Below are 15,569 nucleotides of genomic sequence, written 5' to 3'. Positions count from 1 at the left end.
TCCGGCTTCCTTCAGATTCCGGGTCGCCCCGGACACCCTTGCCATTCGCTAACGGTTCCCATTGCCAAGCCCGTAGTGGACTTTCACCACCAAGCTGTCAGACATGCCGGGCACACGCCTGAAAAGCCGCGCCGGAGAAAATCTCCGGCGCGGCTTTTATCGTAAAACTCTAAATAAGCTTATTTAAATTTGCCATTTCGATTGCGGCAGCAGCAGCTTCTGCGCCTTTGTTTCCTGCTTTCGTGCCGGCGCGTTCAATGGCCTGTTCGATTGTATTAGTCGTAATCACACCGAATATTACCGGCACACCGCTGGATAGACCCGCCTGCGAAACACCTTTTGCTGCTTCTCCGCAGACATAATCAAAATGAGGAGTCGCTCCCCTGATGACCGTACCCAGCGTAATAACAGCATCGTATTTACCGGAATCTGCAAGCTTCTTGGCAGCGAACGGTATTTCAAATGCTCCGGGCACCCAGACAATATCAATATTTTCTTCGTTTACACCGTGCCGCAGGCAAGTGCCCTCTGCACCTTCCAGCAGGCTTTTGTTGATAAAGTCGTTAAATCTCCCAACCACAATGGCAACTTTTAAGTCGTTCCCCGTGAGTTTTCCTTCAAGTACATTTCCCATAATCATGACATCCCTTCGTATGATAGTAACTGCGTTTTATCGAATAGTGTGACCCTGATTTTCAAGCTGATCAAGCACATGGCTGCGGGATGCGTTATACACATGTTTTTATAAATGCAGCATATGACCAAGCTTATCTTTTTTAGTCTTTAAATAATTTTCATTATCCCGGGAATGAGGCAGCTGAATCGGCACGCGTTCTACAATTTCCAGGTCGTATCCGTTTAAACCGGTTATTTTCCGCGGGTTATTCGTGAGCAGCTTCATCTTGCGAATACCGAGATCCCGTAAAATCTGCGCACCGATGCCATAATCCCTCAGGTCCGGACCGAAGCCCAGTTTTTCATTCGCTTCGACGGTATCGAGTCCCTCTTCCTGCAGCTTATAAGCCTTCATTTTATTAAGAAGACCAATGCCTCTGCCTTCCTGACGCATGTAAAGCACCACACCGGAACCATTTGCCTCAATTTGTGCCAGAGCCGCATGCAGCTGCGGACCACAGTCACAGCGCCGTGAGCCGAATACATCTCCGGTCAGGCATTCGGAATGAACGCGGACGAGCGTTGGTTTAGAGGCGCCAATATCCCCTTTTACAATAGCAACGTGCTCTTTTCCGTCAACTACGTTAGAATAGCCGATTGCACGAAACTCCCCATAGTCTGTCGGAAGCTTTATCTCAATCTCTCTCGATACTAGTTTATCTTTGCGATTTCGGTATTTGATCAGATCCTTGATCGTCACCATTTTTAACTCGTGACGGTCAGCGATTTCCCGAAGCTCAGGTACTCTCGCCATCGTGCCGTCATCATTCATAATTTCACAAATCACACCGGCAGGATCGGATCCGGCCATGCGTGCCAAGTCGACAGCAGCTTCTGTGTGACCGGCCCGCCTCAGCACGCCTCCGTCTTTCGCTATCAGTGGAAATATATGACCCGGACGCTGGAAGTCAGCTGGTTTAGAATCGGCATCAATCAGTGCCTGAATGGTCATCGATCGCTCCTGTGCCGATATTCCGGTGGTCGTATGCTTGTGGTCCACACTAACCGTAAAGGCAGTACCGTGCGGATCGGAATTTCTATCAACCATTGGTACAAGCCCTAGCTTTTCGGCCCTCTCTTCTGTAATCGGGGTGCAGACTAGTCCCCGGCCGTAGGTGATCATAAAGTTAATCACATCCGGAGTGGTTTTTTCAGCGAGCGATACAAAATCCCCTTCATTTTCGCGATCCTCGTCATCACAGACGATGACTACCTCTCCTTGTGCCAGTGCATATATCGCGTCTTCAATAGGATCAAACATGGACATGCTTCCCGCCTCCTTTATATGCCGGTTAAAACGGCATTATTATTGAAATCCGTGCTCTTTTAAAAAGGATTCGCTTACTGCTTCTGGTTTTTCCTGAGTACGGAAGCGAACGGCAAGCAGCTCCTCCACATATTTAGCCAGCATATCACATTCTACGTTCACAGGATCGCCGACCTGCCGGCTTCCCATGACGGTTTCTTTCAACGTATGAGGAATCAGCGAAAGAGTAAAGCTCGTATCTGTTAATCCGAAAATGGTCAGACTTGTTCCATCAACGGCGACACTTCCCTTCATCGCCAAGTACTGGCGAAGCTTTGGCTCTACTTCAATTTCTACATAGACCGCGTTCTGATCGGCTTCTTTCTTTTTAATAATGCCGGTGCCGTCTACGTGACCGCTGACAAAGTGACCCCCAAACCTGCCGCCTGCTGCCATCGCACGTTCCAAATTTACTTCTGATCCTTCGCCTACCAGTCTAAGGCTGGTTGCTCTTACAGTTTCAGGCATAAGATCTACGGTAAACTGGCTGCCTTCAAAGGAAGCGACTGTCAGACAGACACCGTTTACAGCGATGCTGTCCCCTAATTTTACATCCGATAGTATTTCCGGTGCCTCCACGGTCATGACGATCGCTTTTCCAGTCTCTTTCATGGAAACAATTTTGCCTTTCTCTTCTATAATTCCGGTGAACATTCCTTCTGCACCTCATTTCTGTATGTTAATTTCAGATCCTGTTCCAGCTGTTCCACATGTTTCAGAACAAGACGGGGACATTCGGACAATCGTTCCATTCCACTGCCACCGACGGCAGGAACAGCGTTCCGGCCCCCGATAATAATCGGCGCCTGATACAGCACTGCTTCTTGAAACAATCCGGCCCGGACGAAGCTGTCCAAAACCGTTCCGCCACCTTCGATCAGGAGGGAACCGATGCTTACCGCGCCCAGTTTTTCCAATACTGCTTCAGGTTCAATGCGGAAGCTCGACAACCGAATCACTTCTGCGCCAGCTTCTTTGAGTAATCTCTCCTTATCTTTGCCGCCACGTTCAGATGTAAAAATGATCGTTTTCCCCGGTACCTGTAGCATTTTCGCCTGCAGCGGGAAACGAAGTTCATTATCAAGGACAATCCGTACAGGATCAATGCCGCCTTCCGGCAGTCGAACGGTCAGCTCCGGGTCATCTGCAAGCACCGTTTCGATTCCAACGAGAATAGCATCATGCTCGTGACGGAGCCGGTGGCCATCCAGCCTCGATCCAGGACCTGTGATCCATTTGCTTTCTCCTGAAGAGGTGGCCGTTTTGCCGTCAATTGAAGCGGCTATTTTCAACGTGACATATGGCTTTCGCGTTGTTACATAGTGAAAAAAACGGCGGTTCAGCTCATCAGCTTCCTCCTTCATTATCCCCGTTTCCACATGAATCCCTGCATCAAGCAGTTTCTTTATCCCTCTGCCTGATACCCGCGGGTCAGGATCACTGGAAGCGGTGAACACACGGCTGATTCCTGCTGCAATCACTGCATCGGCGCAGGGAGGTGTCCTGCCATGGTGCGAGCAGGGCTCGAGCGTCACGTACATATCAGCTCCTGAAGCCTCGGTACCGGCCATTTCCAATGCATGTCGTTCAGCATGTTTGTCACCTGCTTTTAAATGCGTTCCAACTCCTGCTACTCGCCCATCCTTTACGATGACGCAGCCTACCTGTGGATTCGGAGATGTCTGACCCCCTGCAGCAGATGCAAGTTCAACTGCAAGCTTCATATATTCTTTTTTCGTCAAGGTCATCCCCCCCCCAGCCTATTCACATCAAAAAGCCCTGAATGTAATCAATCATTCAGGGCATACGTGCAGAATATAGTTTTTATAAAAAAGATAGACCGGTCCCCCGGTGCACACCTTTTCCTAAAAAAGCTGCTGCAGATATCCTTCTCCCATCCAGACTATACTGTCGGCTCCGGAATTACACCGGATCCACCGGGCCGGTAACCGGACCGGGTCACGGACTGAGAGAACCAGGTTCTCATCACCGCCGGTAGGGAATTTCACCCTGCCCCGAAGGATCGGACAGATCGTTAATCATCCATCCTTTATTCACTTGTTATGCACTTACTATAGCATTCCTGTATCCGGAGCGCTAGTTTCAGGCATCAAAAACGGTAACTTCCTGCATCGTGTCATTCGGACGGATCCGGTCCATCGTGTCGAGCCCTTCAGTAATCTGACCAAATACAGTATGAACACCATCCAGATGCGGCTGAGGCTCCAGTACAAGGAAGAACTGACTGCCACCCGTATCTTTGCCTGCATGCGCCATCGACAGGCTTCCCTTCTGATGGCGATGCGGATTTCCTTCCGTTTCACATTTAATTGTATAGCCAGGTCCGCCTGTGCCAGTGCCGTTCGGGCAGCCTCCCTGTGCTACAAATCCTGGAATGACGCGGTGGAACGTCAGTCCATTATAGAAACCGTCATTAGCAAGCTTCTCAAAGTTTGCTACCGTTCCTGGTGCATCTTCTTCAAAAAAATCAATTTTAATAACCTCACCATTTTCAAAACGAATTTCACCTTTTTTCATTATGTAAAACCTCCGTATCAATAAAGTTAGGAACAAAAACATTTTATCAGATTTTCCGGTACTTGGCGAATAACAACGCTTTTTTGTGTGGATCCGCAGCTTACTGAAGCATCATGCTTCCAACCGGATAAGCGGTTAAAAAGAGCCGGCTGACACGAAGGGTGTCAGACGGCTCAAGAGTATCATCTGTCTGTTTGTGCAGCTGTTTTGCTTAAGCTGTAGCTCTCTTCCAGCTTAACGAGATCCTCCAGGCTTTCCCGGCGTATGACGCATTCGTGGCGCCCATTTTCGACGAAAACGACTGCCGGCCGTAAAATCCGGTTATAGTTATTTGCCATTGAATACCCGTAAGCCCCTGTGGAAAAGACAGCGAGAAGGTCTCCTCTGCCCGCTTTCGGGAGTTCCAGGTCCCAAATCAGCATGTCCCCGCTTTCACAGCATTTACCGGCGATGGAAACCTGCTCTTCAGCAGGATCATTCGCCCGATTTGCAAGCAGAGCGGTGTATTCTGCCTGGTACAGCGCCGGTCGGATATTGTCTGTCATGCCGCCGTCGACGGACAAGTAGGTGCGTACATCCGGAATATCCTTGCGCGCCCCGAGAGAATAGATGGTTGTTCCTGCCTCACCGACAAGCGCTCTTCCAGGCTCAATCCAGATTTCCGGAACCGGCTTATTCATCTCCGCGGCTTCATTCTTCACTTCTTTGACCATTCGCGTAATATATTCACCGAGTGGAAGCGGCTTATCACCTTCAGCATACCGGATACCGAATCCCCCTCCGACGTTCAGTACCTGCGGATAAAAACCGAATGCTTGCTCCCACTTACGAATCGACTGGAATACTGCCCTGACAGCCTCTTCAAAACCTTCCGCCCGGAAAATCTGGGAACCAATGTGAGAATGTACCCCCTGTAAACGAAGCCATTTATGGTCCTTCAGCATGTCTACTGCCTGATCTGCCTGACCGCTGTTCAAATCAAATCCGAACTTGGAATCTTCCTGACCAGTAGAGATATATTCGTGTGTGTGCGCCTCTACACCCGGAGTGATCCGGATCAGTACGTCCATCTGCTGTTTTTTTGATTCCGTCAGCGCCATCAGCCAGCTCAGTTCCGTAAAGTTATCGACGACAATGCAGCCAATTTCATGCTCCACCGCCATCTCCAGCTCCTGCGGGGTTTTATTGTTACCATGAAAATGAATATTTTTCATAGGGAAACCCGCTTTAACGGCTGTATACAGTTCTCCCTCTGAACAAACATCCAGGCTCAAATCGAGATCAGCAGCCAGCTCCAGCATTGCGATACAGCTGAACGCTTTAGAGGCATAGGCAATTTGATAATGAACGTTTTCGTCACGAAACGCCTGATGAAAAGCAGCTGCACGGCTTCGTATATCCTCAACGTCATAAACAAACAGAGGAGTTCCGTATGTCTCTGTCAGGACGGTGGCATCCACCCCTCCAATCTCCAGTATTCCTGCCTCGTTGATCCGCTGAGTTCCGTATTGAACCAATTTAAATCTCTCCTTTTAAATGCATAATTTCTGCTGCCTTCCTGTATAAAAAAAGGAATGATGGCAGCTGCAGCCATCATTCCCTCTCGTCTAGAAACGATCGGAAAGATAGTTCTCCACAACTTCCTGTGACAGTGCTGCACTTCTTAAGTACAACCCCAGAAACGCATGCCTGGACGTCCATGCATTTCTTCGGCCGGCGGGCCTTTCTGCTGCTCGTGTGGCTTGTCCTAATCCCGCAGCATACTGATCCCTTAACCGGCACCTCTATCTTTCATCTATTCAGTTCTGGCTAATATAGCACAGGATAACAAGCATTGCAACTCTCAGAATCAGCGGATCACATCATAGATCAGCGTTGGAGATGGAACGCTCTCAGCGCCAACAGAATATGCGTCTGCGACCAGTCTGCGTGCATCTTCCTGTGATTCCGTTTCGGAATGCAGCACAGCAAGCGGCTCTCCCGCTTTTACGTAGTCTCCGATTTTTTTACGCAGCGAGATGCCGACTCCGTGCTTAATCTTGCTTTCTTTCGTCTCTCTCCCGGCACCTAAGTACATGGCGGCAGTACCGATGGAATGAGCATCGATTGATGTCACATATCCGGATGCTTCTGAGGTAACGTCAATCCTGGACGGTGCACCCGGCAGCAGATCGGTATTTTCTACCATGGAAACATCACCGCCCTGAGCAGCGACAAATGTTTTCATCACGTTAAAAGCTTCACCGTTATCCAGATTTGCAGCAAGCTTTTCGTAGGCTTCTTCGTAGCTGTCAAAAACACCTGCAAGCAAAGCCATGTGACTTCCGATTTCAAGAGACAGATCGCGCAGATCTTTCACATGCTTTCCTCGCAGAACGTCGACTGCCTCACGAATTTCATTCGCATTCCCAATCTCATACCCGAGCGGCTGGTTCATGTCACTGATAACGGCTACCGTATTTCTGCCGAGATTCGTACCAATGGTCACCATTTCCTGAGCCAGTTTTTTTGATTCTTCCAATGTTTTCATAAAGGCTCCGGAACCCGTTTTTACGTCCAGGACGATGCTGTCAGCACCGGAGGCGATTTTTTTACTCATAATAGATCCAGCAATCAGAGGAATCGAATCAACGGTTGCCGTGACATCTCTAAGTGCGTAAAGTTTTTTGTCGGCCGGCGCTAAATTTCCGGTCTGGCCTGCTACCGCTAGCTTGTTTTCATTTACAAGCCGGACAAACTCTTCTTTGCTGACCTCCACGTTGAAACCGCTGATCGATTCCAGCTTATCGATCGTTCCGCCGGTGTGTCCAAGTCCTCTTCCGCTCATTTTAGCAACAGGTACCCCCACTGAGGCCACGAGGGGACCAATGATAAAGCTGATCTTATCTCCTACACCTCCGGTGGAGTGCTTGTCGACCTTATGGCCGTGAATCGACGACAGATCGATCGTTTCTCCCGAATCAACCATCGCCTGCGTTAATACAGCTGTTTCTCTGGCGCTCATCCCTTGGAAGTAAACAGCCATCAGCAGGGCAGATACCTGATAGTCGGGAATGGAGTCGTTTGTATATCCTTCAATGATAAAAGCTATTTCATGATCGGTCAGTTCCTGCCCGGCTCGTTTCTTTTCAATTACATCTACCATTCTCATCTTCCAGCACACCTTTCCAGTGAGGCATCCGGATCATAGACCAGGTGCCTCACGCTCTTTTCTTATCCGTTCAGCTTGTTCACAACCGCCTTTACGAGCTGGATAAAATCCTGCTTGACAGCTTCTGTCGTTTCCATCACTTCATCGTGGGTCAGCGGCTGATCCAGAATGCCCGCTGCCATATTTGAAATACAGGAAATGCCGAGAACCCGGAGCCCGCAGTGGCCAGCCGTAATGACTTCCGGCACCGTGGACATACCGACAGCATCAGCCCCTAATATCCTCAGCATGCGAACTTCTGCCGGTGTTTCATAAGACGGACCTGTCGTTCCGGCATATACACCCCGTTTCACTTCAATCCCGTGCTCCGATGCAGCTTCAGCGGCTAAGCGAATCATATCCGGGTTATATGGCTTTGACATGTCAGGGAAGCGCGGCCCCTGAGTCTCTATGTTTTCACCAATCAGCGGATTCGTCCCAAACATATTAAGATGATCTTCAATAAGCATTAAATTTCCGGCATCAAAAGATTCATTGATGCCCCCTGCGGCATTTGTGACGATCAGCTCCTTAACTCCCGCTGCATACATTGCTCTGACAGGCAGTGTTACGAGCTCCATCGGATACCCTTCATAAAAATGAAACCGCCCCTGCATCGCTACGACGTCTCTGCCTTCCAGCTTTCCAGCGACAAGCTGCCCTTTATGACCTGCGACAGTTGAAGCAGGAAATCCCGGAATATCCTGATAGGGAATCGCAACCGGATTTTCAATTTCTTCAGCAAGGACACCAAGTCCTGATCCGAGAATTAATCCCGTCTCCGGCTTCAGACGGCCAAGTTTTTCGTTAATGTAAGCTGCAGCTTCTGTAATTTGAGTCATAATTATTTCCCTCCTGTGAGATTGTGTAAAAAGCTCGTGCCGTAATCCGGCATATCCACCTGAAAGTTGTCCGCAACGGTGGCTCCGATATCGGCGAACGTACTGCGTCTGCCTAAATCTGCCGGATGACTGATGGATGGACTGTACGCAAGAAGAGGTACGATCTCACGCGTATGATCTGTTCCGTGGTGAACCGGATCATTGCCATGATCTGCTGTAATGATGAGCAGGTCATCCTGTTTCAGTTTATCTGTTACTTCAGGAAGTCTCGCATCAAACTCCTCCAGCGCCTTCCCATAACCGACCGGATCTCTCCGATGACCGAATTTCGCGTCAAAATCAACAAGGTTTAAAAAGCTGAGACCTCTAAAATCACGGTTAACCGTCTGAACGAGCTTATCCATGCCGTCCATGTTAGAGGTAGTACGCAGCGAGTCCGTTACGCCTTCATTATCGTAAATATCGGCAATTTTTCCGATGGATATGGAATCAAATCCTCCATCCTCCAGAGCATTCATGACAGTCCTGCCAAATGGCTTTAATGCGTAATCGTGGCGGTTGGAGGTCCGTTCCCAGGCTCCGTCTGAACCGATGAACGGTCTGGCAATGATTCTGCCAATCATATACGGATCCTCAAGCGTCATTTCTCTGACAGCTTCACAAATGCTCCACAGCTCTTCTGCCGGCACTACGTCTTCGTGAGCTGCAATCTGCAGCACGGAATCAGCAGACGTATACACAATCAGGTCGCCGGTTCTGACATGTTCTGCTCCTAATTCGTCAAGAATTTCCGTGCCCGATGCGGGCTTATTTCCAAGAATTCCTCTTCCGGTGTGGGCCTTAATCTGATCGATCAGGACTTCAGGAAAGCCTTCCGGGAACGTACGGAATGGTTTATCAATGCGAAGCCCCATTATTTCCCAATGACCTGTCATTGTGTCTTTACCGGCTGACTTTTCCATCATTGTCCCATAGGAACCGATTGTGTTTTCAGGCTCAGAGACCCCTTCATACTTCTTAATCCGGCTCAGTCCAAGCTGATCCAGGTGAGGCATGTTCAGGCCGTTCATTTTCTCGGCAATGTGACCGAGCGTATCAGCACCGGTATCACCAAATGCAGCAGCATCAGGAGCCTCCCCGATCCCTACTGAATCCATAACGACGAGAAAAATCCGCTTAAATGATGTCATGTTTCGTCACTCCTCGAATAGTATTGAGATGTTGTCAGAAGTCAGACTTCTATATGAAAAGCATCACGCACGAGGATGATGCTGTGTATACACTTCCCTCATGCGTACTTTTGTAACGTGCGTATAAATTTGGGTAGTGGAAATATCTGCGTGCCCCAGCATTTCCTGAACTGCCCGCAAATCTGCTCCATTTTCCAGCAGATGTGTTGCAAATGAATGCCTCAGGATGTGCGGAGATAATTCCTTTTCAATCCCTGCTTCCCGGGCGAGCTTTTTAATTATTTTCCAAAACCCTTGTCTCGACAGAACGTTTCCGTGATGGTTTAAAAAAAGATCATCACTTTGCTTTTTTCTCATCAGCTCAGACCGTCCGCTGTCCAGATAATGCTGCAGGGCGTCCGATGCGTGGCGGCCGAGCGGGACGATCCGCTCCTTGCTTCCTTTGCCTCTGCACTGTACAAACCCCATCTGCAGATGAACATCTGATGTTTTTAACGTACATAATTCTGTAACCCGCATGCCAGTAGCATACAATAGTTCCAGCATCGCCTTATTTCGAAGATCGATCGGTTTCCGTTTTCCACCAGGTTCGTCCAGAAGCTTTTCGACTTCAGAAGAAGAGAGTACTTTTGGCAGCCTGCGCTCTTGCTTAGGAGCATCAATATCGGAAGAAGGGTCCTGTGATGAAAGCTTTTCCCGAAGCATAAAACGATGAAAAGAGCGGACAGAAGACAGCATTCTTGCAGTAGTTGAGGCTGCGCGGCCATTTTCATACAAATTCCGGAGAAAACCTGATATGTGATGGCGCATGACGCTGTCCCAGCTTTTCACGTCAGCGCTCTCCTGAAGATAATGCGCGTAAGCGCGCAGGTCCCTCTCGTATGCGGAAACCGAGTTTGAGGAGAGCCCTTTTTCGACGGTCAGATAATGAATAAACGCTTCTATTTCATGCTGCACATCATGCCACCTCCTGCTTTCTTCAGAATACCACAGGTACGTACCTTTGTGCAGAGAGCATTGAAAAAATGTCCTTGATTATTTGGCAGACTGAGCGGTTTAAAGCTTTTACGCGCTTCAAAAAGCCTCGACACTGCATGTCCGAGGCTTGGTCAACCATATATCAATGCTTCCGTATTCTGCTATCTTCCATTGCAGCGATGACAAATACCGTGAAACGTGAGACGATGATCCTTAATATCGAATTTCCACCGCTGTTCAACGATTTTTTCTACATCCCCCAGCAAGTCTTCCTGAATCTCGTCCACTGCCCCGCACTCCAGACAAACAAGATGATGATGAAAATGTGTAGCACCTTCTTTACGAAGATCGTACCGGGAGACACCGTCCCCAAAATTTATTTTATCGACAATTTTCAGTTCCGTGAGAAGCTCAAGCGTCCTGTAAACGGTGGCAAGACCAATTTCCGGGTATTTTTCTTTTACCAGCATGTAAACATCTTCAGCACTGAGGTGGTCTTCCTCATGTTCAAGCAGCACTCGAACGACAGCTTCCCGCTGCGGAGTGAGTTTATAGCTCTGGGAATGAAGTTGTTTTTTTATTCTTTCAATGCGCTGCTCCATTGACAGTCGTCCTCCATTCAGCAGCTCCTTTTTATAAAGAGCCTGCCTTCATTTCTGCTATTATTATAAGCAGTATTGAAAATGGGTGTCAAATGATAATGATTATCATAACAATATAATAATCATTATTATTAAGAATGTTCCCCAGATCATTTTTGCTGCAGCTGAAGGTACTGGACTGCATACATCGTTTTTGCATCATGAATGGTGCCGTCCTGAATAAAAGCAGCTGCCTCATCCAGGCTTACCTCGACCACTTCAACGAATTCATCTTCATCAGCTGATTTATGCCCGCTTTCTAACTCATCTGCTATGTATATGTGCACAAGTTCATCTGCAAAGCCAGGACTTGTATAAAAGGAACAAAGAAATTTGCATGATCCGGCTTTGATTCCTGTTTCCTCCTCTAATTCCCTGGCGGCACAGATTTCAGGACTTTCCCCTTCATCGAGCTTTCCTGCCGGGATCTCCGCAATTACTTTGCCTAAAGCTTTTCTGAACTGATAAACGAGAATCAGTTTGCCGTTGCGTACGCAAATGACTCCAACTGCTCCCGGATGACGTACGATTTCTCTTTTGCTTTCGCTCCCGTTCGGCAGCCTCACGGTATGCTTCTCTAAATCGATGATTCGCCCTTTATAGATGCCTTCTGTATGTATTGTTTCTTCCTTTAAATGATCTGTCATCGTCATCCCTCCATGTTCTGAGCATAGAGGATTCCTTGCAAAACTGCAATTGCTCTACTAAAGTTAATTTTAAAGGAGGGATTGGATGCAGACATGCACGTTAGGAAACTCGAATATTGAAGCTTCTGAATTAGGCTTTGGCTGTATGTCGCTTCCTGAAGACTATAAGGAAGCGGAACGAATTTTGCACGCCGCCGTTGACGGAGGTATTACATACTTCGATACGGCCGATCTTTATCAATTTGGTCGGAACGAAGAAAACGCAGGCAAAGCCCTCACCCCTTACCGAAGCAGCATTACCATCGCGACAAAAGGCGGTAATGATTGGAACTCTGATCAGACTAGCTGGAGCTGGAATCCATCCAGATCCTATTTAATCGAAGCTTGTAAGAACTCACTGTCTCGGCTTAAAACGGATCGTATCGATTTGTACCAGCTGCACGGCGGAACCATTGACGACCCGTTTAATGAAACGCTGGAGGCACTTGAACTTTTGAAGCGCGACGGATGGATACGGGCATACGGAACTTCCTCGATTCGGCCGAATGTCATGAACAGATGGGTTCCCGTCTCAGGTGTCGTGTCCAATATGATGCAGTACAGTATACTGGACCGCCGTCCGGAAGAATTAAGTTCCTTTTTACAGGACCATTCCGTTTCCCTCATTGCACGCGGTCCGTTAGCTAAGGGGCTTTTAACGGACAGATTCTCACGAAAACTGACGGGGGAAGGCTATTTATCGTATACGGAAGTTGAGCTTCGGGATACTTTAAACAAGCTGAAGGCTTATGCGTCTGACTGGAACATGACACTGAACAGTCTTGCACTGCGCTATGTACTTGCTGATCCGGCGTGTGATATTGTCATTCCCGGAGCAAGTTCCGTCAGCCAGGTTCAGGATACTGTGCAGGCAGCAGAAGCAGGTCCTCTTTCCGAACAGCAGCTGGAAGACATTCGCTCGCTGACAAAAGCAGACCGCTATCAGAATCATCGAATATAAACAGCACTGATGTCATAAGAAAAGCAGAAGCCGGTCTTTGCCGGCTCCTGCTTTTCTGTTTGTCAGCATGCGCTGGTCACGTCTTATCTATCATTTTGTCTCCCGTGCCGAAGGTTTGCTCACTCATGCTTCTTCTTCATACTGTTCTCTGATTGTTAAGTACTGTTCTTCCAAAACGTCATAGGAGATATAGCCCGGCCTGTTCATCGCCACCCTCCCGTCAGGTGTGATGATATACGTAGTCGGCATCACGTAGACGTTGTAACGATCCTCTACAACATCTTCTTCATCAATGACGACAGGAAAAGGAAGGCTGAAATCATCAGCAAATTGTCTGACAGCATCTATCCCCGGTTCTGTTGCCGTCCGGTTGAGTCCCAGCACGTGAACACCTTCATCTTGATAATCTTCATAAAAGGCTGCAAAATCCGGCATCTCCTCCCGGCATGGCGGGCACCAGGTTGCCCAAATATTTAAAATAACGTAGTCGCCTTCAAAATCTGACAGGCTGAGCTCATCCTCTTCCAATGTCGGCAGAGAGAAATCCGGTGCCTGCATGCCTGGTTCAGATCCGACTCCGTCAAGCGGATCCAGGCTGACCATATCTTCTTCAGAAAGAGACTCACGCTCGATACCCCCGGCTTCCATATATGCTTCAAGAGCTTCGCTGCCCTCTTCTTCGTCTTCTCCGTAGTCAGAGATAACAACTACTGATGCAGCTGCTGCTGTCACTGCTGCCGCTATTGTAAACCACTTTCGCACGAACGATCCCCTCCTCTCTTCTTTCAGTATAGTTTATAAGAGGTGCTCAACTGAATCAATATGATGGCATTTCCTTGAACAAATCTTTTTCTCTCTGGTATAGCAGTAATCTTCCCCCAAAAGGCTCACTTCTCATCCGCTATAAAGGAATAAAGCACTTATTTTCACGAAACGAGATACTTTTCAATCTGCTTCTGGTAAACTAAGTTCGTCTGTTGTTCATTTACATATTATGAGGAGCGTGCACGCATGTCGTTAATTGAAGCTATTATTTTCGGGATTGTTCAAGGGATCACAGAGTTTCTGCCAATCTCCAGCACAGCGCATATCGTTATTACACAAATGATATTCGGGTATTCGTTTCCCGGTCTTGCGTTTGAAATTTATTTGCATCTCGCATCTGTTCTCGCCGTTATTTTTTATTTCCGGAAGGACGTAATTGAAGTTACTGCCGGTTTTGTAAACTATGTTATGAAACGCAGGAAAGAAGATAAAACAATGTTCTGGTTCGGGGTTTATATTTTAGTTGCAACAGTCATTACCGGAGGCCTCGGCGTGCTTCTTTCAGACTTTTTTGGAGATGGCATGAAAACACCGGCTATCATCGCTTTAGCGCTGACGCTTACTGGTTTTGCCCTGATTTTCATTGAACGTTTTCACCGGTACGGAGCTCGTAAGGAAAAGGATATGACCGTAAAGGATTCTGTCATCGTCGGACTCGGTCAAACGCTGGCTGTATTTCCCGGAATTTCCCGGTCAGGAGCGACACTCGTGACTGGACTTTTAATCGGCCTGGACAGAGACACCGCGGTCCGCTATTCATTTCTGCTGGCCATTCCTGTCATTTTAGGTTCCACAGTTCTTGGAGTAAGGGATATTTCTGCTAATATGATCAGCTACATCGGCGGCCTTAATCTTATCGTTTCGTTTGCAGTGACGTTTGTTTTCTCTTTACTCGGAATCATCTGGCTTATCGACTTCTTAAAGAAGAGCAAACTGATTTATTTCGCCGTATACTGCTTCATCGTAGCAGCTCTCGTCTTTTTCCTGATCGATCCAAATACCGTAATGGACGTATAGTGTGAAACGATGAGCATGCAAGAGCGCCGGAGAAGCCCGGTGAACAACCAAAAGCGCCGAAGATCATGTTGATCTTCGGCGCTTCTTTTATCTTACTTATTTGCTGTGAATCGTAAGAATAGTCGTTTCACCTGCAATAACTTTCTCACCTTCTACCTTGTCCATGGAAGCAACTGCATCGCCGTTTGTGATAATTACCGGCGTAATCGTACTTTCTGCTTTTTCATTAACAAGGTCAAGATCAAATTCGATTAACGTATCACCTGCGCTTACTTTATCGCCCTCACCAACATGGGCTTTAAAACCTTCACCCTGCATATTAACCGTTTCAATACCAATGTGAAGAAGAATTTCGACTCCGTTCACCGTCTTAATTCCCACCGCATGCTTTGTCGGGAACAGCTGCATAATCTCACCCGTTACCGGTGAAACGATCTTCCCGGATGACGGTTTCACAGCGACGCCGTCTCCCATCATTTTTTCAGCAAAGGTCGGATCAGGCACCTCTGATAAGGCCACAACTTCACCGTCAGCCGGGCTTACAAGAACATCTTTTCCGTCAGCCTCCGGCATCTGCACCTCTTCTTTTTTCTTATCAAGACCAAAAAGTTTCTTAAACATGTAGTCAGACTCCTTTCGCGTTTCAATTGTATATACAACTACAAAATACGGTTTACAGTATACGTCGAACATGACGTTGATGCAAGCACCGCCTCATGT

General features: G+C 47.9%; 16 protein-coding genes and 2 riboswitches. Of the genes, 2 read left to right on the top strand and 14 right to left on the bottom strand.

The genetic code is table 11. The annotated features are described in order from the left end of the window. Positions 1-169: 169 nt before the first annotated feature. The 12 genes from ribH to HCN83_RS14880 all read right to left on the bottom strand — a co-directional run bounded on the left by ribH (position 170) and on the right by HCN83_RS14880 (position 12,007). The gene (gene ribH, locus HCN83_RS14935) at positions 170-634 is read right to left on the bottom strand and encodes a 6,7-dimethyl-8-ribityllumazine synthase (protein WP_168008717.1); all 465 of its coding nucleotides are present in this window, start codon (positions 632-634) and stop codon (positions 170-172) included. A 108-nt stretch (positions 635-742) separates the two neighbouring features. Beyond that, positions 743-1,936, bottom strand: coding sequence for a bifunctional 3,4-dihydroxy-2-butanone-4-phosphate synthase/GTP cyclohydrolase II (locus tag HCN83_RS14930; RefSeq protein ID WP_168008719.1), 1,194 nt, complete (start codon positions 1,934-1,936; stop codon positions 743-745). Positions 1,937-1,981: 45 nt separating this feature from the next. Beyond that, entirely contained in the window at positions 1,982-2,635 is a 654-nt protein-coding gene (gene ribE / locus HCN83_RS14925) for a riboflavin synthase (protein WP_168008715.1), read from the bottom strand. Further along, positions 2,617-3,729 (bottom strand): bifunctional diaminohydroxyphosphoribosylaminopyrimidine deaminase/5-amino-6-(5-phosphoribosylamino)uracil reductase RibD, encoded by a 1,113-nt coding sequence (ribD, locus tag HCN83_RS14920; protein WP_343033748.1) that lies wholly within the window; start codon positions 3,727-3,729, stop codon positions 2,617-2,619. The genes ribE and ribD overlap by 19 nt, the downstream gene beginning before the upstream one ends. Before the next feature lie 134 nt (positions 3,730-3,863). Beyond that, positions 3,864-4,008: riboswitch (FMN riboswitch) on the bottom strand. Positions 4,009-4,084: 76 nt separating this feature from the next. Beyond that, the gene (locus tag HCN83_RS14915) at positions 4,085-4,519 is read right to left on the bottom strand and encodes a peptidylprolyl isomerase (protein ID WP_168008711.1); all 435 of its coding nucleotides are present in this window, start codon (positions 4,517-4,519) and stop codon (positions 4,085-4,087) included. 182 nt (positions 4,520-4,701) lie between these two features. Further along, entirely contained in the window at positions 4,702-6,036 is a 1,335-nt protein-coding gene (lysA, locus tag HCN83_RS14910; RefSeq protein ID WP_168008709.1) for a diaminopimelate decarboxylase, read from the bottom strand. Positions 6,037-6,137: 101 nt separating this feature from the next. Further along, a riboswitch (Lysine riboswitch) is annotated at positions 6,138-6,314 on the bottom strand. Positions 6,315-6,368: 54 nt separating this feature from the next. Then, positions 6,369-7,670 (bottom strand): pyrimidine-nucleoside phosphorylase, encoded by a 1,302-nt coding sequence (locus tag HCN83_RS14905; protein ID WP_168008707.1) that lies wholly within the window; start codon positions 7,668-7,670, stop codon positions 6,369-6,371. Between the two features lie 62 nt (positions 7,671-7,732). Further along, positions 7,733-8,551: a purine-nucleoside phosphorylase gene (locus HCN83_RS14900; protein WP_168008705.1), complete on the bottom strand. Its 819-nt coding sequence runs from the start codon at positions 8,549-8,551 to the stop codon at positions 7,733-7,735. A gap of 2 nt (positions 8,552-8,553) precedes the next feature. Further along, positions 8,554-9,741, bottom strand: a complete 1,188-nt coding sequence (gene deoB, locus HCN83_RS14895) for a phosphopentomutase (protein ID WP_168008703.1) — start codon at positions 9,739-9,741, stop codon at positions 8,554-8,556. Between the two features lie 63 nt (positions 9,742-9,804). Further along, positions 9,805-10,698, bottom strand: a complete 894-nt coding sequence (gene xerD / locus HCN83_RS14890) for a site-specific tyrosine recombinase XerD (protein ID WP_168008701.1) — start codon at positions 10,696-10,698, stop codon at positions 9,805-9,807. 182 nt (positions 10,699-10,880) lie between these two features. After that, complete coding sequence (locus HCN83_RS14885; RefSeq protein ID WP_168008699.1) at positions 10,881-11,321, bottom strand: Fur family transcriptional regulator; 441 nt, start codon at positions 11,319-11,321, stop codon at positions 10,881-10,883. Positions 11,322-11,470: 149 nt separating this feature from the next. Next, a complete protein-coding gene (locus tag HCN83_RS14880) occupies positions 11,471-12,007 on the bottom strand; it encodes an NUDIX domain-containing protein (protein ID WP_168008697.1) in 537 nt (178 codons plus the stop codon). A gap of 85 nt (positions 12,008-12,092) precedes the next feature. Here HCN83_RS14880 and HCN83_RS14875 point away from each other — a divergent pair, with 85 nt between their 5' ends. Continuing rightward, a complete protein-coding gene (locus HCN83_RS14875; protein ID WP_168008695.1) occupies positions 12,093-13,007 on the top strand; it encodes an aldo/keto reductase in 915 nt (304 codons plus the stop codon). A gap of 123 nt (positions 13,008-13,130) precedes the next feature. Here the strand turns inward: HCN83_RS14875 and HCN83_RS14870 are convergent, their stop codons facing one another. Further along, positions 13,131-13,769 (bottom strand): redoxin domain-containing protein, encoded by a 639-nt coding sequence (locus HCN83_RS14870; protein WP_168008693.1) that lies wholly within the window; start codon positions 13,767-13,769, stop codon positions 13,131-13,133. Between the two features lie 249 nt (positions 13,770-14,018). Here HCN83_RS14870 and uppP point away from each other — a divergent pair, with 249 nt between their 5' ends. Continuing rightward, complete coding sequence (uppP, locus tag HCN83_RS14865; protein WP_168008691.1) at positions 14,019-14,849, top strand: undecaprenyl-diphosphatase UppP; 831 nt, start codon at positions 14,019-14,021, stop codon at positions 14,847-14,849. Positions 14,850-14,945: 96 nt separating this feature from the next. Here uppP and HCN83_RS14860 read toward each other — a convergent pair whose 3' ends face one another. Beyond that, a complete protein-coding gene (locus HCN83_RS14860; RefSeq protein ID WP_168008689.1) occupies positions 14,946-15,470 on the bottom strand; it encodes a PTS sugar transporter subunit IIA in 525 nt (174 codons plus the stop codon). Positions 15,471-15,569: the final 99 nt, after the last annotated feature.

The organism is Alkalicoccus luteus (genome assembly GCF_012034335.1).
GTDB classification, from domain to species: domain Bacteria; phylum Bacillota; class Bacilli; order Bacillales; family Salisediminibacteriaceae; genus Alkalicoccus; species Alkalicoccus luteus_A.
This window is presented reverse-complemented; position numbering and strand designations above follow the sequence as displayed.

Coding starts and splice junctions, on each gene's coding strand:
- ribH (WP_168008717.1), bottom strand. CDS start 634: ATGGGAAATGTACTTGAAGGAAAACTCACGGGGAACGACTTAAAAGTT.
- HCN83_RS14930 (WP_168008719.1), bottom strand. CDS start 1,936: ATGTTTGATCCTATTGAAGACGCGATATATGCACTGGCACAAGGAGAG.
- ribE (WP_168008715.1), bottom strand. CDS start 2,635: ATGTTCACCGGAATTATAGAAGAGAAAGGCAAAATTGTTTCCATGAAA.
- ribD (WP_343033748.1), bottom strand. CDS start 3,729: ATGACCTTGACGAAAAAAGAATATATGAAGCTTGCAGTTGAACTTGCA.
- HCN83_RS14915 (WP_168008711.1), bottom strand. CDS start 4,519: ATGAAAAAAGGTGAAATTCGTTTTGAAAATGGTGAGGTTATTAAAATT.
- HCN83_RS14905 (WP_168008707.1), bottom strand. CDS start 7,670: ATGAGAATGGTAGATGTAATTGAAAAGAAACGAGCCGGGCAGGAACTG.
- HCN83_RS14900 (WP_168008705.1), bottom strand. CDS start 8,551: ATGACTCAAATTACAGAAGCTGCAGCTTACATTAACGAAAAACTTGGC.
- deoB (WP_168008703.1), bottom strand. CDS start 9,741: ATGACATCATTTAAGCGGATTTTTCTCGTCGTTATGGATTCAGTAGGG.
- HCN83_RS14885 (WP_168008699.1), bottom strand. CDS start 11,321: ATGGAGCAGCGCATTGAAAGAATAAAAAAACAACTTCATTCCCAGAGC.
- HCN83_RS14880 (WP_168008697.1), bottom strand. CDS start 12,007: ATGACAGATCATTTAAAGGAAGAAACAATACATACAGAAGGCATCTAT.
- HCN83_RS14875 (WP_168008695.1), top strand. CDS start 12,093: ATGCAGACATGCACGTTAGGAAACTCGAATATTGAAGCTTCTGAATTA.
- uppP (WP_168008691.1), top strand. CDS start 14,019: ATGTCGTTAATTGAAGCTATTATTTTCGGGATTGTTCAAGGGATCACA.
- HCN83_RS14860 (WP_168008689.1), bottom strand. CDS start 15,470: ATGTTTAAGAAACTTTTTGGTCTTGATAAGAAAAAAGAAGAGGTGCAG.